This window comes from Caballeronia sp. LZ008, assembly GCF_031451435.1.
Taxonomy (GTDB): Bacteria; Pseudomonadota; Gammaproteobacteria; order Burkholderiales; family Burkholderiaceae; genus Caballeronia; species Caballeronia zhejiangensis.
The window spans coordinates 3,060,251-3,076,572 of record NZ_JARUXK010000001.1; the positions used below are offsets into that span (position 1 = coordinate 3,060,251).

General features: G+C 61.5%; 14 protein-coding genes, 1 tRNA gene and 2 pseudogenes. 12 read left to right on the top strand and 5 right to left on the bottom strand.

What is annotated here, in order from left to right; all coding sequences use genetic code 11:
- Nucleotides 1-106 precede the first annotated feature (106 nt).
- From QCE49_RS34540 to QCE49_RS14205, 3 genes and pseudogenes are all read left to right on the top strand, one after another.
- Nucleotides 107-166: pseudogene (locus QCE49_RS34540) on the top strand (DUF3322 domain-containing protein); the annotation flags it as partial.
- Nucleotides 164-865: a DUF2220 domain-containing protein gene (locus QCE49_RS14200; RefSeq protein WP_250459590.1), complete on the top strand. Its 702-nt coding sequence runs from the start codon at nt 164-166 to the stop codon at nt 863-865. The pseudogene QCE49_RS34540 and the gene QCE49_RS14200, both read left to right, overlap by 3 nt.
- A 150-nt stretch (nt 866-1,015) precedes the next feature.
- Nucleotides 1,016-1,660, top strand: coding sequence for a hypothetical protein (locus QCE49_RS14205; RefSeq protein WP_250459598.1), 645 nt, complete (start codon nt 1,016-1,018; stop codon nt 1,658-1,660).
- 114 nt (nt 1,661-1,774) lie between these two features.
- Here QCE49_RS14205 and QCE49_RS14210 read toward each other — a convergent pair.
- Nucleotides 1,775-2,317: pseudogene (locus tag QCE49_RS14210) on the bottom strand (recombinase family protein); the annotation flags it as partial.
- Between the two features lie 706 nt (nt 2,318-3,023).
- On the opposite strand from QCE49_RS14210, the gene QCE49_RS14215 reads away from it, so the two are divergent.
- Entirely contained in the window at nt 3,024-3,419 is a 396-nt protein-coding gene (locus QCE49_RS14215; RefSeq protein ID WP_250459564.1) for a helix-turn-helix domain-containing protein, read from the top strand.
- Nucleotides 3,420-4,287: 868 nt separating this feature from the next.
- On the opposite strand, the gene QCE49_RS14220 is transcribed toward QCE49_RS14215, so the two are convergent.
- Nucleotides 4,288-5,148, bottom strand: coding sequence for a GyrI-like domain-containing protein (locus QCE49_RS14220; protein WP_250459592.1), 861 nt, complete (start codon nt 5,146-5,148; stop codon nt 4,288-4,290).
- Nucleotides 5,149-5,304: 156 nt separating this feature from the next.
- On the opposite strand from QCE49_RS14220, the gene QCE49_RS14225 reads away from it, so the two are divergent.
- Together QCE49_RS14225 and dbpA are read left to right on the top strand one after the other, a co-directional pair.
- Nucleotides 5,305-5,499: a hypothetical protein gene (locus QCE49_RS14225; protein ID WP_008352215.1), complete on the top strand. Its 195-nt coding sequence runs from the start codon at nt 5,305-5,307 to the stop codon at nt 5,497-5,499.
- A 5-nt stretch (nt 5,500-5,504) separates the two neighbouring features.
- Nucleotides 5,505-6,887: an ATP-dependent RNA helicase DbpA gene (gene dbpA, locus QCE49_RS14230; protein ID WP_034470302.1), complete on the top strand. Its 1,383-nt coding sequence runs from the start codon at nt 5,505-5,507 to the stop codon at nt 6,885-6,887.
- A 6-nt stretch (nt 6,888-6,893) separates the two neighbouring features.
- On the opposite strand, the gene QCE49_RS14235 is transcribed toward dbpA, so the two are convergent.
- A complete protein-coding gene (locus tag QCE49_RS14235; protein ID WP_250459594.1) occupies nt 6,894-8,267 on the bottom strand; it encodes an MFS transporter in 1,374 nt (457 codons plus the stop codon).
- Between the two features lie 198 nt (nt 8,268-8,465).
- Here QCE49_RS14235 and QCE49_RS14240 point away from each other — a divergent pair, with 198 nt between their 5' ends.
- The gene (locus QCE49_RS14240) at nt 8,466-8,852 is read left to right on the top strand and encodes a DUF488 domain-containing protein (RefSeq protein WP_034470746.1); all 387 of its coding nucleotides are present in this window, start codon (nt 8,466-8,468) and stop codon (nt 8,850-8,852) included.
- 498 nt (nt 8,853-9,350) lie between these two features.
- On the opposite strand, the gene QCE49_RS14245 is transcribed toward QCE49_RS14240, so the two are convergent.
- Nucleotides 9,351-9,426: transfer RNA gene (locus QCE49_RS14245), tRNA-Lys, on the bottom strand.
- Between the two features lie 160 nt (nt 9,427-9,586).
- Here QCE49_RS14245 and QCE49_RS14250 point away from each other — a divergent pair.
- Genes QCE49_RS14250 through QCE49_RS14260 form a run of 3 tightly spaced genes read left to right on the top strand, consistent with a single transcriptional unit; the run spans nt 9,587 to nt 11,362 of the window.
- A complete protein-coding gene (locus tag QCE49_RS14250) occupies nt 9,587-9,994 on the top strand; it encodes a PaaI family thioesterase (RefSeq protein WP_034470308.1) in 408 nt (135 codons plus the stop codon).
- An 11-nt stretch (nt 9,995-10,005) separates the two neighbouring features.
- Nucleotides 10,006-10,875 carry a patatin-like phospholipase family protein gene (locus QCE49_RS14255; protein WP_250459584.1) on the top strand — a complete coding sequence of 290 codons (870 nt, stop codon included), beginning with the start codon at nt 10,006-10,008 and terminating at the stop codon, nt 10,873-10,875.
- Nucleotides 10,876-10,885: 10 nt separating this feature from the next.
- Entirely contained in the window at nt 10,886-11,362 is a 477-nt protein-coding gene (locus tag QCE49_RS14260; protein WP_175979696.1) for an OsmC family protein, read from the top strand.
- A gap of 18 nt (nt 11,363-11,380) precedes the next feature.
- On the opposite strand, the gene QCE49_RS14265 is transcribed toward QCE49_RS14260, so the two are convergent.
- Complete coding sequence (locus QCE49_RS14265; RefSeq protein ID WP_008352199.1) at nt 11,381-12,397, bottom strand: D-2-hydroxyacid dehydrogenase family protein; 1,017 nt, start codon at nt 12,395-12,397, stop codon at nt 11,381-11,383.
- Nucleotides 12,398-12,891: 494 nt separating this feature from the next.
- Between QCE49_RS14265 and QCE49_RS14270 the strand changes: the two genes are divergently transcribed.
- On the top strand, nt 12,892-14,763 hold the full coding sequence (locus QCE49_RS14270) for a phosphoenolpyruvate carboxykinase (GTP) (protein ID WP_250459586.1): 1,872 nt from the start codon (nt 12,892-12,894) through the stop codon (nt 14,761-14,763).
- A 340-nt stretch (nt 14,764-15,103) separates the two neighbouring features.
- Complete coding sequence (locus QCE49_RS14275) at nt 15,104-16,183, top strand: LysR family transcriptional regulator (protein WP_250459588.1); 1,080 nt, start codon at nt 15,104-15,106, stop codon at nt 16,181-16,183.
- Nucleotides 16,184-16,322: the final 139 nt, after the last annotated feature.

Consider the following 16,322-nt stretch of genomic DNA (forward strand, 5'->3'; position numbering starts at 1 on the left):
CGGTGAGCAATGCTTTGCCGGCCTCGGCCCCGGCCCCGGCCCCGGCCCCGGCCACCTCACCGACAGCTTGCTCGATTAGTCGCGTTCTCAGTGAGGACAGTATCTTCGGCAACTTCCTGTCGAGGGGCTTGACACGAAGTGGTTGGAGAAGCGAACAGGCCTGGTGGCGGGGCTCCTTCGGTCGTTGCGCGGAGTCACTGTCGACGACACCGACTTCCATGCTTTGTCCGGCCTGAGGAAACCTGCGCACAGGGTCCGAATCCGACTCCTATGCCCAGTCTTGCGCGAACGGGTCGGTGGCCTCTGTGACATCGAGGCACCTATAGCTGAACTTGCGACGCTGCCTATTGAGCCCAAGGCAGTGGTTATCGTCGAGAATCTTGAGACGGGCATGGCACTCCCGGATGTTCCGGGTACAGTGGCAATCATGCGGCTTGGTAATGCGGTGAGTGCGTTGCATGTCCTGCGATGGTTGCGCGGGCCGCAGATTGTCTACTGGGGTGACATCGACACTCACGGTTTTGCAATTCTCGACCGCGCCCGCAGGGTCATGCCTCAGCTTCGGTCGGTACTCATGGACGAAGCAACACTGGTTTCGCACCGCCCGCTGTGGGTGGAGGAATCTTCACTGTGTCCCAATGTCCCGTTTGATGAACTGACGGCTGAAGAGCGGCGCGTCTACGACAACCTACGCGCTGGTAGCTGGGGGCAGCGCGTCCGTCTTGAGCAAGAGCGTCTGTACTGGGCTACGTCGATAGAAACGCTAGTGCATGCGCTTGAGGGTCGGACTAACGTCGAGGAAGGCGTGGGACTATCCGTTTCTCCGAACGGGCTTTGCCGCGCGGTGCAGTCAACCGATGGTTAGCGACGGCCCCGAGGCACAGGGTAGACAACGCCTGTGTAGCAAATCGGCCGCATGGGATAACGCGCACTCGACTCAACGCGGCCCGAGGAAAGTTCTAGGCCTCCCCTTCTACCGGAACTCCGATAATAGAGCGGTTCAAATTCGAAAACCATGACAGCAATCGTGAAGCGCGGCATCACTGAAGACTACTGGAGCCTCATGAGCGAGGACCGAAAGCTCGGCTGGGAACTGTTCACGAGGTGCGTGGCCATAGTTGCAGCTTGGTTCGTGGTGAAGACGGGCGTTACGGCTATCGATTGTGTTGTCGCAGCCTTCGCAGGATTCACGCCGCTCTTTGTTATCCGGAGTCAACGGTCTTTTCGGAAATACAGCAAGAACATCCGAAAGCGTCTCCTCGGGGCAATTGTCTTTCTTGGCGGAACCGGTGCGGCCGTCCTCGGGTTGCTCTACTTTGGCATCGCACTCCTTAGTAGCGTAGCTCAGACCTACGCGACCGATGTAGCACCCTTCCGCCATCGCGCTGACCCACTCATGGCTAACATGATGCTTGTGCTACTGCTTTTCACCGCACCCCTCGCCGGCGTGAAGGCGTGGCGTAGCCTCAAGATGAGTGAGCTCGTCTTTGATTTACCAAAGCGCTCGCTGAAGCGCTTGGTCCTTCAACGGAAATACGTGGCTGACACCTTCGCCACTTTTGCCCATTTTGAACTGAGCGCCCAAATCGTCGGCTTCGCGTACGCGTCGACATGTGCACAAATCATCAAGGTCTATTTGAGTGTATTTGTCCATAAATAGCTCAACCGCTGGCCATGGCGCGATGACGGACGACGCGGCTCGCGTTGTCAATGCTCCACGAATCGACAACGGCCGTTCGCGAAGCGTTCTCGCGTCCAATTTGGAAGTGTCCTTCCGGCGCAGTCCGTAGCCGGCGGGACCTCCTTGCCGGAAACCCATCTCAATCAAACGGCACTGGCCGGCGGAGACTTTCGCCGACAATTCCCGGCTGTATTCTCCAGCCATCGCCCGCTTTACCCCTTTGACGATAGTCGAGGCGGGGGACCCGTCGTTCTCGAACTGCTCGGCGCAGTACGCGACCTGGATGCCAGCGCGGCGGCAGATGTACTCGTAATACGCGCTCTCATCGGCGTCTTGGAATCGACCCCATCGACTCACGTCGTAGACGGGGATGACGCAGAAGTCAGCATTGCCGTTGACGACATCGGAGATGAGATTTTGAAGTGCCTGCCTGCCGTCAATTCGAAGACCGCTTTTGCCCTTATCGGCATATGTACGGACGATTTCGAGTCCACGGCGGGTAGCGTAGTCTCCAATCCGGTCGCGCTGATTCTCGGTCGAATACTGCTGGTGTTCGGTCGACGTCTGGACGTACTCCGCTGCACGCCCGGCAGACGAACTAGCGACGACCGGTGCATCCGCGTTATTGAATGACATGCTCCACCCCGCAACTCAGACACCGACAGGCGGCAGGCATCGGACGCAAGTAGGCGCCCGATGCGAGCGTCGTGGCTTTACATCAGATGGTCGCGTTCGAAAGCGAACGGCCACAAGGCAAAGGTAGCAGGCTGGAAACCAAAGCGTATTAGGTCATCTCTTTGCAATCACGTTGGCGGCGCTGTCGGTGCAGACAGCACGGCGATGTGAACGGTCCACGCGTCCATTTTTGCAACGCCGGCATCATCCGCGTAAGACAGCAGGTAGAACCCCGAGTCCAGCGGCCGAGGAAGCCTGATGACGTCCATCTTTGCAATCGGCCTGGAGCTCCGTCGCGCGTTGCGCGACGGCTGCATACTTCAGTTGCGCTCGCGATACGCGGGATGCGCAGCCCGATATTGGCGCCAGTAGCTGAGTGGTCCGCGCGCCATTTCGCCTGGGCGCGGGCCTGGTTGTCGCGATAGTCGCTGTCGTTACGGAGCCTGTTGCTCTGCCAGTCGCGTCGACGGACGCGCTGGCACGCCTTCGCGGAGCAATATCGCTGACGGGGAATGTGCCGCAGCGGCACGAACGCGTTGCCACAGGCGAGACAAAGACGGGTCGATTTCATGGGCCCCTCCAGTTCGGCTTGCGACGGGCGCAGCTGGCGCGTTTCGGTGTCTCACAAAGGGGCTACACTCAATTTCTACTCCGCCCGGGAGCCAATATGTCGACAGACGGGAAAATTTCGCCATCAATTGCCGATGCGGTGCAGGTCGCGCGCGTACGTATGGACGAGATGTTCGGGCGTGTTGGGGCCAGTCTGCCCTCCGACGTTCGGCGCGAGCTCTCCGCCGGCGTGGAGGCAATACTCGTTGACGTTCTGAGCCGGCACCCCGCATGGCGGCATGATACCGACGACTTCCTGTCCATCGGCGAGGCGGCGACCCTGCTGTTCGTGTCCCGGCCGCACATCTCGAAGCTGCTCGAGCAAGGGAAACTGGAACTACATCATGAAAAGGGGAGCGACCGATTCGTCACGAAGGCGTCGGTGCTGGAGTATTGGGCGACCCGCGAGGCCGCAGTAGAGGCCTATAACGCATCGACGTCCGACGAAAAATGACCTGGCCGTCGCGCGCTATGAAGCACTTTGAGCCAGACACCGACACCGGAATGCGTTGCCTAGGAGGATGGCGTGCCAGAAACATACAGTTTTCGGACACACTTGCAGACGAATCGCACACTTTTCGGACAAAACACAGCCGTCCATGCCTGGAATTGCACACGATTCGGTCACCCCAAAGTCACTGCTCAACGCGTAGAGAAGCCCAATCGAGACGCACCGGACAAGCGCCGCATGCTGCGGTCTCGCGCTATCGAGACGTCGGATGCGCCGTTCCGCGCGTCATTTCGCTTGGGCTCGGGCCCGGCTGTCGCTTTAGTCACTATCGTTACGGAACCGGCTTTTCTGCCAAGCCTTCCAGGAGCAATATCGCTGACGGGGAACATGCAGCAGCGGCACGAACGCGTTGCCGCAGGCAAGACAGAGGCGGGTCGATTTCATGGGGCCCCTCCGTGTCGGGTCGAGACGGGCGTCCGCGGCCGTCCTGACCCACTAGCGAATTCGCTCGCCTGAGAGGAAATACAGAATGGTCGTCGGCGCACGTCCGGCAGATTCCCATCACCCGCGAAAATCGCTAGAATTTTCTTACTTCAAGCGTAGTTTTTCGAAAATCGCGCACGTGCGCGAGCGCCGTCCGCTGACGGGAGAGGTCGTTTCTGGGACTTCGACCGCACCGCATTTAACGTGGCCCTGGTTGGAATTTCTCGGCTTATGCGTCCGTCTTTCTCAGGTTATGCATCCGCCCCGGCGGGGAGGCCTTGTCTGGTAAGGGCCAGTTTCTCGGGATATGCGACCGTCTACAGCTGATTGTCTCTGCATCATCCAAACCCGTGTCCGCGCAAGCGGCACGGGTTTTTCTTTTCGCGCATCACGCGCTTTGCCGCAACGACAACCAAATCTCCGTCACCAGATCCCCCGGCGCGGTCTCCCTCGGATCATTCACATAAACCTCGAAAACCGGCGCCTCTCCGGTTTCACGCCCGGAGCGCGGCAACCATTCCCCATACAACCACTGATACGCAAAACAAAGCTGCGCATACGGCCCGATATGCGTGAGCACCGCAAACTCCCCACCCGCGACTTCCACCCGCGAAACCGGTGCTTCGAACTTCACATCGTCGGGGGAGAAGAGCTCACAACAAGCCATCGAGCGCAAATCGTCTTCGGCGACGGCGGAAGGATCATCGAAATAAATCCCGAGCGAGCGCGCCCGCGGATCGACCAGCCCGCGCACCGCGAGCCAGTGAAACAGCATCTCGAACCCCCGCCCGATATTCATGTACGACCCGCAATGCTCCATCGCCGCGACCGTAAATCCACGCTGACTACGAATATCGACCTGATGCATCGCCGTATCTCCTGATCGAACTTCATCCAAAGGAACGAATCTCGAAGCGCCGCCCTCACTGCGAAACTGCGCCGGCGGAATTCGATAACTCGCCTGAAACGCCCGCGAAAACGCCTGCACGCTGCTGTAACCCGCGTGTTCGGCGATCGAATCGATCGGCAGGGCGCCCTGCAAAAGCTCGTTCGACGCGCGATGCAGCCGCAAGCGTCGGACGGTCGCCGCCGCCGTCTCTCCATAAAACGCGTGATAAATCCGATGCCAGTGATACGGCGACAAACACGCCACCTCGGCGAGCCGATTGAGATCGAGCGCGTCGTCGAGATGATCGTGGATATACGCGACCACGCGCGCGAGCCGCGTCTCATAAGACTTTTCGCTCATCGCCAGCTCCGAAAGGAAAGAAAACTCGATGTCAGGAAACGTAGCACGACCCGCTTTAGCATTTCTTGCGGACTTGCGCCGACCGCGCCGCCACGAGACACGCGTACACTTTCGCCTTTGAGCGCACGAACGCGCCACGAACCGAGAAATACGAACATGTTCACCTGCCGAAACCAGTCCTGCGGCGCCGATTGGGCGCTGTCGGACGTCGATATTCACAACGAGGGCCAAGGCCTGCTGTTCCGCTGCCCGATGTGCGGCGCGCGCAACTACGTCACGCGCCACGAGACCAACGACGGCGACGTGACCTACGAGCAAGTCCAGGACATCACGCCGCACGGCAAGCGATAACCGACATGACCACCGACACCTCTTTCAGCAGCCTGCCGCTCTCGCCGGCGATGCAGTCGAATCTGCAGCAGCTCGGCTATCTGTCGATGACGCCGATCCAGGCCGCGAGCCTGCCGCCAGCGCTCGCGGGCCACGATCTCATCGCGCAGGCGAAAACGGGCAGCGGCAAGACCGCTGCTTTCACGCTGCCGCTGCTCGCCAAACTCGATGCGACCCGCTTCGCGGTGCAAGCGCTCGTTCTCTGTCCGACGCGCGAACTCGCCGATCAGGTCACGCAGGAAATCCGCCGCCTGGCGCGCGCGGAAGAGAACGTGAAAGTGCTGACGCTGTGCGGCGGCACGCCGATGCGCCCGCAGATCGCGAGTCTCGAGCACGGCGCGCATATCATCGTCGGCACGCCGGGACGCATCATGGATCACCTGCAGCGCGAGACGCTTTCGCTCGATGCGGTCCGCACGCTCGTTCTCGACGAAGCCGATCGCATGCTCGACATGGGTTTCTTCGACGATATCGCGTCGGTCGCGCGCCAATGCCCGAAAGATCGTCAGACGCTGCTCTTTTCGGCGACGTATCCGGAAGGCATCGCGAAACTGAGCCAGCAGTTCCTGCGCAATCCGCGCGAAATCAAGCTCAAGGAACAGCACAGCAACGCGAAGATCAAGCAGCGCTTCTATCAGGTCGAGGATCACGAGCGCCTGCATGCCGTCGGCTTGCTGCTCGATCACTATCGCCCGGTCAGTACGATCGCGTTCTGCAACACGAAGCAGCAATGCCGCGATCTGCTCGACGTTCTGTCCGCGCAAGGCTTCGAAGCGCTGACCTTGCACGGCGAACTGGAGCAGCGCGAGCGCGACCAGGTGCTCGTGCAGTTCGCGAATCGCAGTTGCTCGGTGCTCGTCGCCACCGATGTCGCCGCGCGCGGGCTCGACATCGCGCAACTGGAAGCGGTGATCAACGTCGATGTGACGCCGGACCCGGAAGTGCATGTGCATCGCATTGGCCGCACCGGTCGCGGCGATGAGGAAGGCTGGGCGCTGTCGCTCGCGAGCATGGACGAAATGGGGCGCGTCGGCGCGATCGAAGAGGCGCAGCGCGCGGAAGTGGAATGGCATCCGCTCGACGAACTGACGTCGGCGGAACCGGGTCATCTGAAGCCGCCGATGGCGACGCTGCAAATTCTCGGCGGCCGCAAGGACAAGATTCGCCCCGGCGACGTGCTCGGCGCGCTCACCGGCGAAGCGGGTTTCGACGGCAAGCAGATCGGCAAGATCAACGTGATGGACATGGTCACCTACGTGGCCGTCGAGCGAAAGGTCGCGGACGACGCCGTGCGCAAGCTGAGCGCGGGCAAGCTCAAAGGCCGCAAAGTGAAAGTGCGCCGGATGTGAGCGCGCTCACGCCTCGCGCGACGCGTCTCCCACGATGCGCTCGGACGACTGTTTGCGCGTGACGAGCCGCAATCCGCTCGCGAGGCTTCCCGCGCCCGCGAACGCCGCGCCCAGCGACAACGCGAGCGCCGGGCCATGCTTTCCGGCGATGCTGAAACACAACGCGACGAGCGCCGCGCCCGTCGCCTGTCCGATCAGACGCGACGTCGCGATCATGCCGCTCGCGCCGCCGCTGCGTTCGCGCGGCGCGCTCGACATGAACGCCTTCAGATTCGGCGACTGAAAGAAACCGAAGCCCGCGCCGCAAATCGCCATGCGAATGCAGATTTCCAGCGCATGCGGCTCTGCGGGCAGCATCGCGAGCGAAACCATTCCCACGCATAGAATCGCCAGCCCGACGCCGCCGAGCAGACCGGGCGCGTGACGATCGGAAAGACGTCCGGCGATCGGCGCCATGAGCGCGACGAGCGCGGACCACGGCGTCATCAGAAATCCTGTTTCGACCTGACTGCGACCGAGCACGCTTTCGAAGAAGAACGGCAGCGACACGAACGCGAGCCCTTGCGCGGCGAACGAGCAGATGGCGGTCATCGTCGAAAGGGCGAACATCGGGCGGCGGAAGAGATCGACGGGCAGCATCGGCGCGGGATGGCCGCGTTCGCGTCGCAGCAGCAGGAAGCCCGCGACGAGCGCGACGCCGAAGGACGCGAGCACGGTGTGCGCCGGCGCGCGCTGGGCCGCTTCGCCGAGCGCGAAGATCAGCGACGCGAACGTGACGACGTTGAGCAGCGCCGCGAAACGATCGAAGCCGTGCGCTGCGCGCTTCGTCTGCGGCAGCGACGGCCACGCGATCATCAACGCGAACACGCCGACCGGCAAGTTGACCGCGAAGAGCCACGGCCAGGTGCCGAGCGAGAGGACGATCGACGCGACCGTCGGCCCGATCGCGAACGCGATCCCGACGACGAGCGCATTCAGCCCGACGCCGCGTCCGAGCCGGTGCGGCGGAAAAATCGCGCTGATGAGCGCCGCGTTGACGCTCATGATCGCGCTCGCGCCGAGGCCTTGCAGCAGGCGCGCGGCGACGAGCGTCGGCAGCGACCACGAAAACGCGCATACCGCCGACGCGATCAGAAACACGATCAGCCCGCCGAGATAGACGCGCCGATGCCCGAGAATGCCGCCGAGCGCGGCGAACGGGAGCAGCGTCGCGACCATCGCGAGCTGATAGGCGTTGATGATCCAGACGGAGGCCGCGGGCGTCGTGTGCAGATCGGCGGCGATCGCGGGCAGCGCGGTATTGGCGATGGCGGTGTCGAGCGTCGCCAGCGCGACCGAGAGCAGGATCGCGGCCATGCCGCGGCGCTCGAGCGGGGTCATCGGGGCGTCGGGATCGTGAGGCAGGTCTTGCGGGCGTTCTTCGGTGAGCACGACGGGCATTCCGGATGTAAGCGGACGGAGAATAATCCGAAACGATACGGGAAGATTGGCGGTTTCGCTGGATGGGTGCCCGGGAGCTTTCAAAGCGATGTCAGCGGTTATGCTTTTACGGCTTTGGTTCATCGAAGGAGACCGATGATGACGATACGGATCGTGAGACTGGGAACGCCGCGCGCGGAGAACGAGGGATTGCGGATCGGCACGGTGCGGCGGCCGCCGCGCGGCGTGCCGAAGGCCGAGTTCGCGAAGCGCGATTTTTATGACGTGTGGTATCCGGTGCTAGCGCCGACGCCGGAACTGGTGACGCAGGCGCTTCATGCCGAGAACGACAAGGATTGGCGCGCGTTCGTGAAGAAGTTCAAAGCGGAGATGGCTGAGTCGGATGCGAGCAAGACGCTCGATTTGCTGGCGGCGTTGTCGCATACCGCGAACTTTTCGGTCGGGTGTTATTGCGAGGATGAGGCGCGGTGTCATCGCTCGGTGTTGCGGGAGTTGTTGCAGGCGCGCGGGGCGGAGGTGGTTTGAGAGTCCGATAACTCCAAAGCCGGAGTCTATAATTCGGCTTCAAGTGAGCGCCCGCGGCTGGGCGGGCGCGTCGGCAATCTGATTCGGATGTCTGAATTCAACCCGAACGGATGTCGCGATGGGGCAAGTAGTTAGTAGTGCATCGACAAGCGAGAGGATCTCATCGCAAATCTTGAAGCCAACTGCGTTCCGGTCTCCATGCTGTATGGAAATGTCGACGAATATGACGTCTTTCTGGAGGAGCGTCGAAAGTTGATGGCCCTCAAGATCAAGGCCTGGTTCGAAGTGGTTTGAGAATTGTCGACGCGTAGGTTGTCGGCGAGGTGTATGCGACAACTGACAAACAAAATCAACCCGGTTGGAGGTCGCTACGTTCGGCCGGGTTTGCGATGCACTGCGCGCGCGACGGTCGTTGCATGAGAAAGACGCCGTGCTGATCCGACGCGCACGAAAAGCAAAAAGCCCGGTCAGCTTTCGCTAACCGGGCTTCGTAATGCTTGGTGGGGCGTGAGTGACTCGAACACTCGACCTACGGATTAAGAGTCCGCTGCTCTACCAACTGAGCTAACGCCCCAACAGAAGCGAAATTATAGCGGGAGCTTTTGCAGAAGCGCAAGCCCTCGCAGCGAAAATTCTTAACTTTCTGACGAAACCGTCCCTGAAGGGCGTCTGCGAGCGCGCGACGCCCCGGTATCATGACGCATCTTCAGCCACCGCATCGCGAAAGAAGAACCATGGACGAAACCGCCATCCGCGCCTTGCTCGACGACATCCTCGCGCCGTGGGTCAAGGAACTGCGCCTCGCGCCCGAATTCATCGCCGAAAACGCCGTCACGCTGCGCTTGCCGTATTCGGATCATCTGCGTCACGCGGGCGGCGTCATCTGTGGGCAAGTTTTCATGGCCGCCGCCGACACCGCGATGGTCATCGCCGTCTCGCACATTCTCGGCGGGTTCCAGCCGATGACCACCGTCTCCCTCAACACCACATTCATGCGCCCGGTCAAAACCGGCGACGTGCTGATCACCGCGCACATCCAGCGCCGCGGCCGCAATCTCGTCTTCGGCGAAATCGAGATGCACGACGAACAAGGCGAACTCGCCGCGCACGCCACGACTACCTACGCGCTCATCAACAAGTGAACGACAAATAAATGTTCGACCAAGTCGTATTCGCCGGCGGCGGAAACCGCTGCTGGTGGCAAGCCGGCTTCTGGGACGTCATCCAGCCGGAACTGGATCTCAGGCCGCGCATCATCGCGGGCATATCGGCGGGCGCGGCCACGGCGTGCATGCTCTACACGAACCAGTCGCGCTGGGTGATGGACTACTACGCCCACGCCCTGCGCGACAACACGCGCAACGCCTACTGGGGCAACGTGCTGCGCGGCCGATCGGTGTTTCCGCACTACCGCATCTATCGCCAGGCGCTGCTCGACATCTTCGCGAACCGCTTCCACGAACTCGCGTCGGCGCCCGAGATCCGCATCGGCGTGTCGCATCTGCCGCGCTGGCTCGGCGCGCGCAGCGCGGTCGCGGCGGGCCTCATCGCGTACAACATCGAAAAATACGTGCGCAAGACGCTGCATCCGACGCTCGGCCAGGCGCTCGGCTTTCATCCGGAATTCGTGAAGGCGCAGGAATGCGCGACGATCGAAGATCTCGCCGATCTCATCCTGCAATCGTCGAGCACGCCGCCGTTCACGCCGATCCTCCGGCGCAACGGCCGCCCGGTTCTCGATGGCGGCATGGTCGACAACGTGCCCGTCTCCGCGCTCGATCCATCGCCGGGACTCGTCCTCGTGATGGTCACGCGCCTCTATCCGCGCGAGCGCATGTTCGTCGTGCCGCACGGCGAGCAGAAGCGCCTTTACATCCAGCCGTCGCGCAAAGTGCCGATTTCGAGCTGGGACTATACGAGTCCGGCGCAAATGCAACATGCTTATGATCTGGGCCGCGCGGACGGCGAAGACTTCCTGGAACGTCTTCCGCGCCTGATGGAAACCGCTTCGCATCTCGCTTGAGGAGCAGACCGTGGCGAAGAAACACACGTACGAACTGACCGTCGACTGGACCGGCAATCTCGGTTCCGGCACATCGGCTTACGACGCGTATTCGCGCGATCACCTCGTGCGCGTCGGCACGAAGACGGCGATCGAGGCGTCGAGCGATCCGGCGTTTCGCGGCGATCCCGCGCGTCACAATCCCGAAGAGTTGTTCGTGGCGTCGCTCTCGTCGTGCCACATGCTCTGGTATCTGCACTTGTGCGCGACGAACAAGATCGCGGTGACCGGTTATGTCGATGAAGCCATCGGCACGATGCAGGAGGAATCGAAGGGCGACGGACGTTTCGTCGATGTGCTGCTGCGTCCGAAGGTGACGATCGGCGCGGGCAGCGACGCCGGTCTCGCGGCGCGCCTGCACGAAGAGGCGCACCGCTTTTGCTTCATCGCGAACTCGGTGAATTTTCCGGTGCGCTGCGAGCCGTCGATCGAAATGTCGACGCTCTGATCTTCGCCGCGACGAAACTCAACGGCGGCGCGCGTGGTGAAGCGCTTCCTTGTTGAAAACGCTCGAGGTATCGCCCGCATCGAACGCGAGGATGTTCCTGAACGCCGCGCCGAAATACAGCTCGTAACTCTCGCGCTCCACATAGCCGATGTGCGGCGTGCAGATCACGTTCTCCAGACGCAGCAGGCCGTAGCCTTGCAGAATCGGCTCACTTTCGAACACATCGACGGCGACCATGCCCGGCCGGTTGTGGTGCAGCGAGTTGAGCAGCGCGTTCTCTTCGAGCAGTTCGGCGCGGCTCGTGTTGACGAACAGCGCGGTCGGCTTCATACGCATCAGATCGTCCTGCTTGACGATGCCAGTCGTCTCGTCCGTCAGACGCAGATGCAGCGTGAGGACGTCGCTCTGTTCGAAAAGCGCCTCGCGGCTTTCGGCGACCGCGAATCCATCTTCGCGCGCGGCGCTTGCCGAATGCTCCCGTCCGTAGACGAGCACGTTCATGCCGAACGCTTTGCCGTAGCCCGCGACGAGCTTGCCGATCTTGCCGTAGCCCCAGATGCCGAGCGTCTGTCCGCGCAACACTTGGCCCAAGCCGAAATTCGGCGGCAGCGCCGATGTCTTCAACCCCGACTGCTGCCACGCGCCTTGCTTCAGGTTTGCGACGTACTGCGGAATGCGCCGCTGCGCCGACATGATGAGCGCCCACGTCAGTTCGGCGGGTGCGATCGGCGAACCTGTGCCTTCCAGCACTGCGATGCCGCGTTCCGTGCACGCATCGATATCGATATGCCCGCCGCCCGCGCGTCCCGTCTGGCTGATCATGCGCAGTTTCGGACATTTGTCGAGCAGTTGCGAGCTGATGCGCGTGCGTTCGCGAATCAGCACGAGCGCGTCCACTTCCGAGAGTCTGCTGGCCAACTGTCCGAGACCACGCACCGTGTTATTGAAGACCTTCACCTCATGGTCATCGAGCAGATGGAAGCAATCGAGCTTCCGGACGGCATCCTGGTAGTCGTCGAGAATGGCGATTTTCATGGGCATTGGGTGGCTTTTGTTAGGCATCAAACGTGCTGCTTTTTAATCGAAGGCGAGAATGTAGCGTTAAATTCGGGTAAATACCGATAAATTGCGCTCTATTTGTCGTTATTGCGCTGCATCAACGAGTTCATGCAATGCAGTGTTATGCTTGACTCCCATTTTTCAGGAGCCTCGTCAGGCCGCGCCAAATTAAAGAAATTCGGCACAAGTAGCGGAAAACACGATGATCCGCGAGGAGACAGGCCACTTAGTATCTCTTTTTAACAGTTTGTTCCTTTGCGACGCAAGCCGCGAAAAGGTACGGTTTGCTGCGTAAGGATTCATGCCCGTGACGCCGCATTGGCTCGCGAACCGCATTTCATGCGATGAAAGCGCGTAAAGCAGCGCTGCAAAATTCATGAAAGCGCCCGGCGGTTCGAGTCGCACACGCCTCTCGCATGCAGCGTCAGTGGGGCCATTGGTTTTCATTGCAGAAGAACGGAGACAGCTCGATGAACCAGCCCGCAGTAGTCGAAGACAACCATAAAAACGCCGTCGAAATCGAAGCGCCGGCCTATGTCCGGCACCGAAGACTCATCGAATGGGTCCAGCAAATCGCGGCCCTGACCAAGCCGGATCGCATCGAATGGTGCGACGGGTCGCAGGAAGAATACGATCGGCTCTGCCAGCAGATGGTCGAAGCCGGCACGATGAAGAAGCTCAATCCCGAGAAGCGCCCGAATTCCTTCCTCGCCTGCTCGGATCCCTCGGACGTGGCGCGCGTCGAAGATCGCACGTTCATCTGCTCGCAGCGGCGCGAAGACGCCGGCCCCACGAATAACTGGATCGATCCGCAGGAAATGCGCGTCACGCTCGACGGCCTGTTCGACGGGTCCATGCGCGGCCGCACGATGTATGTCGTGCCGTTCTCGATGGGCCCGCTCGGCTCGCCGATCGCGCATATCGGCGTGGAATTGTCGGACAGCCCGTATGTCGTGACGAACATGCGCATCATGACGCGCATGGGACGCGCCGTGTACGACGTGTTGGGCGAGAACGGCGAGTTCGTGCCGTGCGTGCATTCCGTCGGTGCGCCGCTCGTCGATGGGCGCAAGGACGTGCCTTGGCCGTGCAACGACACGAAGTACATTGTCCATTTTCCCGAAAAGCGCGAAATCTGGAGTTTCGGCTCGGGATACGGCGGCAACGCGCTGCTCGGCAAGAAATGCTTCGCGCTGCGCATCGCCTCGACGATGGGCCGCGACGAAGGCTGGCTCGCCGAGCACATGCTGATTCTCGGCGTGACCTCGCCGCAGGGGCGCAAGTATCACGTCGCGGCGGCGTTTCCGTCGGCGTGCGGCAAGACCAACTTCGCGATGCTGATTCCGCCGAGCGACCTGAACGGCTGGAAGGTCACGACCATCGGCGACGACATCGCGTGGATCAAGCCGGGCCGCGACGGGCGTCTCTACGCGATCAATCCGGAAGCGGGCTATTTCGGCGTCGCGCCCGGCACGAGCGAAAAGACCAACTTCAACGCGATGGCCACGTTGAAGGAAAACGTGATCTTCACGAACGTCGCGCTGACCGACGACGGCGATGTCTGGTGGGAAGGCATGACCGACACGCCGCCCGCGCATCTGATCGACTGGCAGGGCCGCGACTGGACGCCGGCAATCGCGAAGGAAACCGGCGCGAAAGCCGCGCATCCGAACGCGCGCTTCACCGCGCCGGCGTCGCAATGTCCGTCGATCGATGCCGATTGGGAAAATCCGGCCGGCGTGCCGATCGATGCGTTCATCTTCGGCGGACGCCGCTCCAACACCGTGCCGCTCGTCACCGAAGCGCGCGACTGGAAGGAAGGCGTCTACATGGCCGCGACGATGGGCTCCGAAACCACCGCCGCCGCCGCGGGGCAACAAGGCGTCGTGCGCCGAGATCCATTCGCGATGCTGCCGTTCTGCGGCTACAACATGGCCGATTATTTCGGCCACTGGCTGAAAATGGGCGAGCGCCTCGAAGCGACGAACGCGAAAGCGCCGAAGTTCTTCTGCGTCAACTGGTTCCGCAAGGGCGACGACGGCAAGTTCGTGTGGCCGGGCTTCGGCGAAAACATGCGCGTGCTGAACTGGATGATCGGCCGTATCGAAGGCACCACGAAGGGCGAGGAGCACGCGTTCGGCATTTCGCCGCGCTACGAGGACATCGACTGGGGCGCGCTCGGCTTCTCGCGCGAGCAGTTCGAGCAGGTCATCTCCGTCAGCGATGCCGCCTGGCGCGACGAACTCGCGCTCCACGACGAGCTTTTTTCGAAGCTCAAGCACGGTTTGCCGGAAGCTCTGCCGGACGCCAAGGCCGGTATGGAGAAGCGCCTCGCCGCATAAGCGTCGCATCCGGCGCGCTCGCGCGCCGGATTTATGTCGAAAACTGAATCAATCCCTTTTTATCGGGCCCGCAGCGACGGGCCCGATTTGCTCCTCGCGTACACCGCCGAAATTGACGCGGCAAGTGCTTTCAAAATTCCATCAATCGGATTGCACTGATCTTGGTGTTGTGAAAATCGCAACAATCGGTGATCTTTCATCCGCGTAACGCGCCTAACATCCAGATTTTTTTCGATTTTTTTGTGCTTCCGGGCAACTTCTGCACAAAAACGCCGGTCCTAGGATAATCCTGAATTGCTTTGCAGCAGAATTCGAGCCGTCTAGCGGCAGGAGTTGTCTTATGGATCATTTGCAGTCGATGAGAGTGTTCGTCCGCGTCGCGGATCTCGGGAGTTTCGCCCGTGCCGCAAGCGCGATGGACATCTCCAATGCGGTGGCTACGCGGCACGTCGCGGACCTGGAAGGACGCCTCGGCACGCGCTTGCTCAACCGCACGACGCGCAGCCTCTCGCTCACCGAGTCCGGCCAGGTTTATCTGGAGCGGGCGCGGCAAATCCTCGACGAACTGGAAGACGTCGAACAAATGGTGGTGGCGCGCAATCACGAACCGCTCGGTTCGCTCAGGATCGTCGCGCCCGTCGTGTTCGGTCTGCATAATCTCGCGCCCGTGTTACAGACGTATGCGCAGCGTTATCCGAAAGTCGTGCCGGACGTGACGCTGGTGGATCGTCAGGTCGATTTGGTCGAGGAAGGCTTCGATGTCGGCATCGTGATCGCGCGGCAGGTGAAAAGCGCAAGCGTCGTCACGCGGCGTCTGACGACGGGCTGCATGACTGTCTGCGCGACACCCGCGTATCTCGAAACGCACGGCACGCCGACGCGCCCCGAGCATCTGCTCGAGCATCCGTGCCTGAGCTTGCCGTCGGAATACTGGGGCGACGAGCGCGTGTTCACCGGTCCGGAAGGCGAAGTGCGTGTGCGGCCGCAGAACGTGATCATCGCGAACAACACGGAGATGCTGCGGCAGTTCGCGCTGCTCGGCATGGGCATCGCGATTTTGCCGAGCTATTTGATCGGCAACGACACGACGCGCGGCCAGCTCGTGCGTCTGCTCGGCGACTATCAATTGCCGCAGGTCGAGATCAACGTCGCGTATCCGAGCCGCCGTCATTTGCCGGCGAAGGTGCGGACGTTCATCGATCACCTCGTCGAGCATTTCAGCCAGACGCCGAATCATCAACTCGGCGAGCAGTGGATTCGCGATGGCCGCGGCAGGCCGGTGGCGCATTCGCGCTACGAGCACGCCGACGAACCGGCGACGCCCGCGCCGCGCGCGCGCCCGATCGACGGCGAACTCGCGCCGAAGCTATCGAAACCGTCGCGTACGCGAGGGCGTGTGCCGGCGGCATCGCCTTTCTGAAAGGCTCGCGCCAGGCGCAAATAAAAAACCCCCGCGACGTTTTGAACTGCACCCCAAAAGTTGGACAGTTTTGGGCTAGGCCGCTAAGGGCTGAGTTCTGTACATCACAGGACTCAGCCCTTTCAGCTTCAGCTTGATG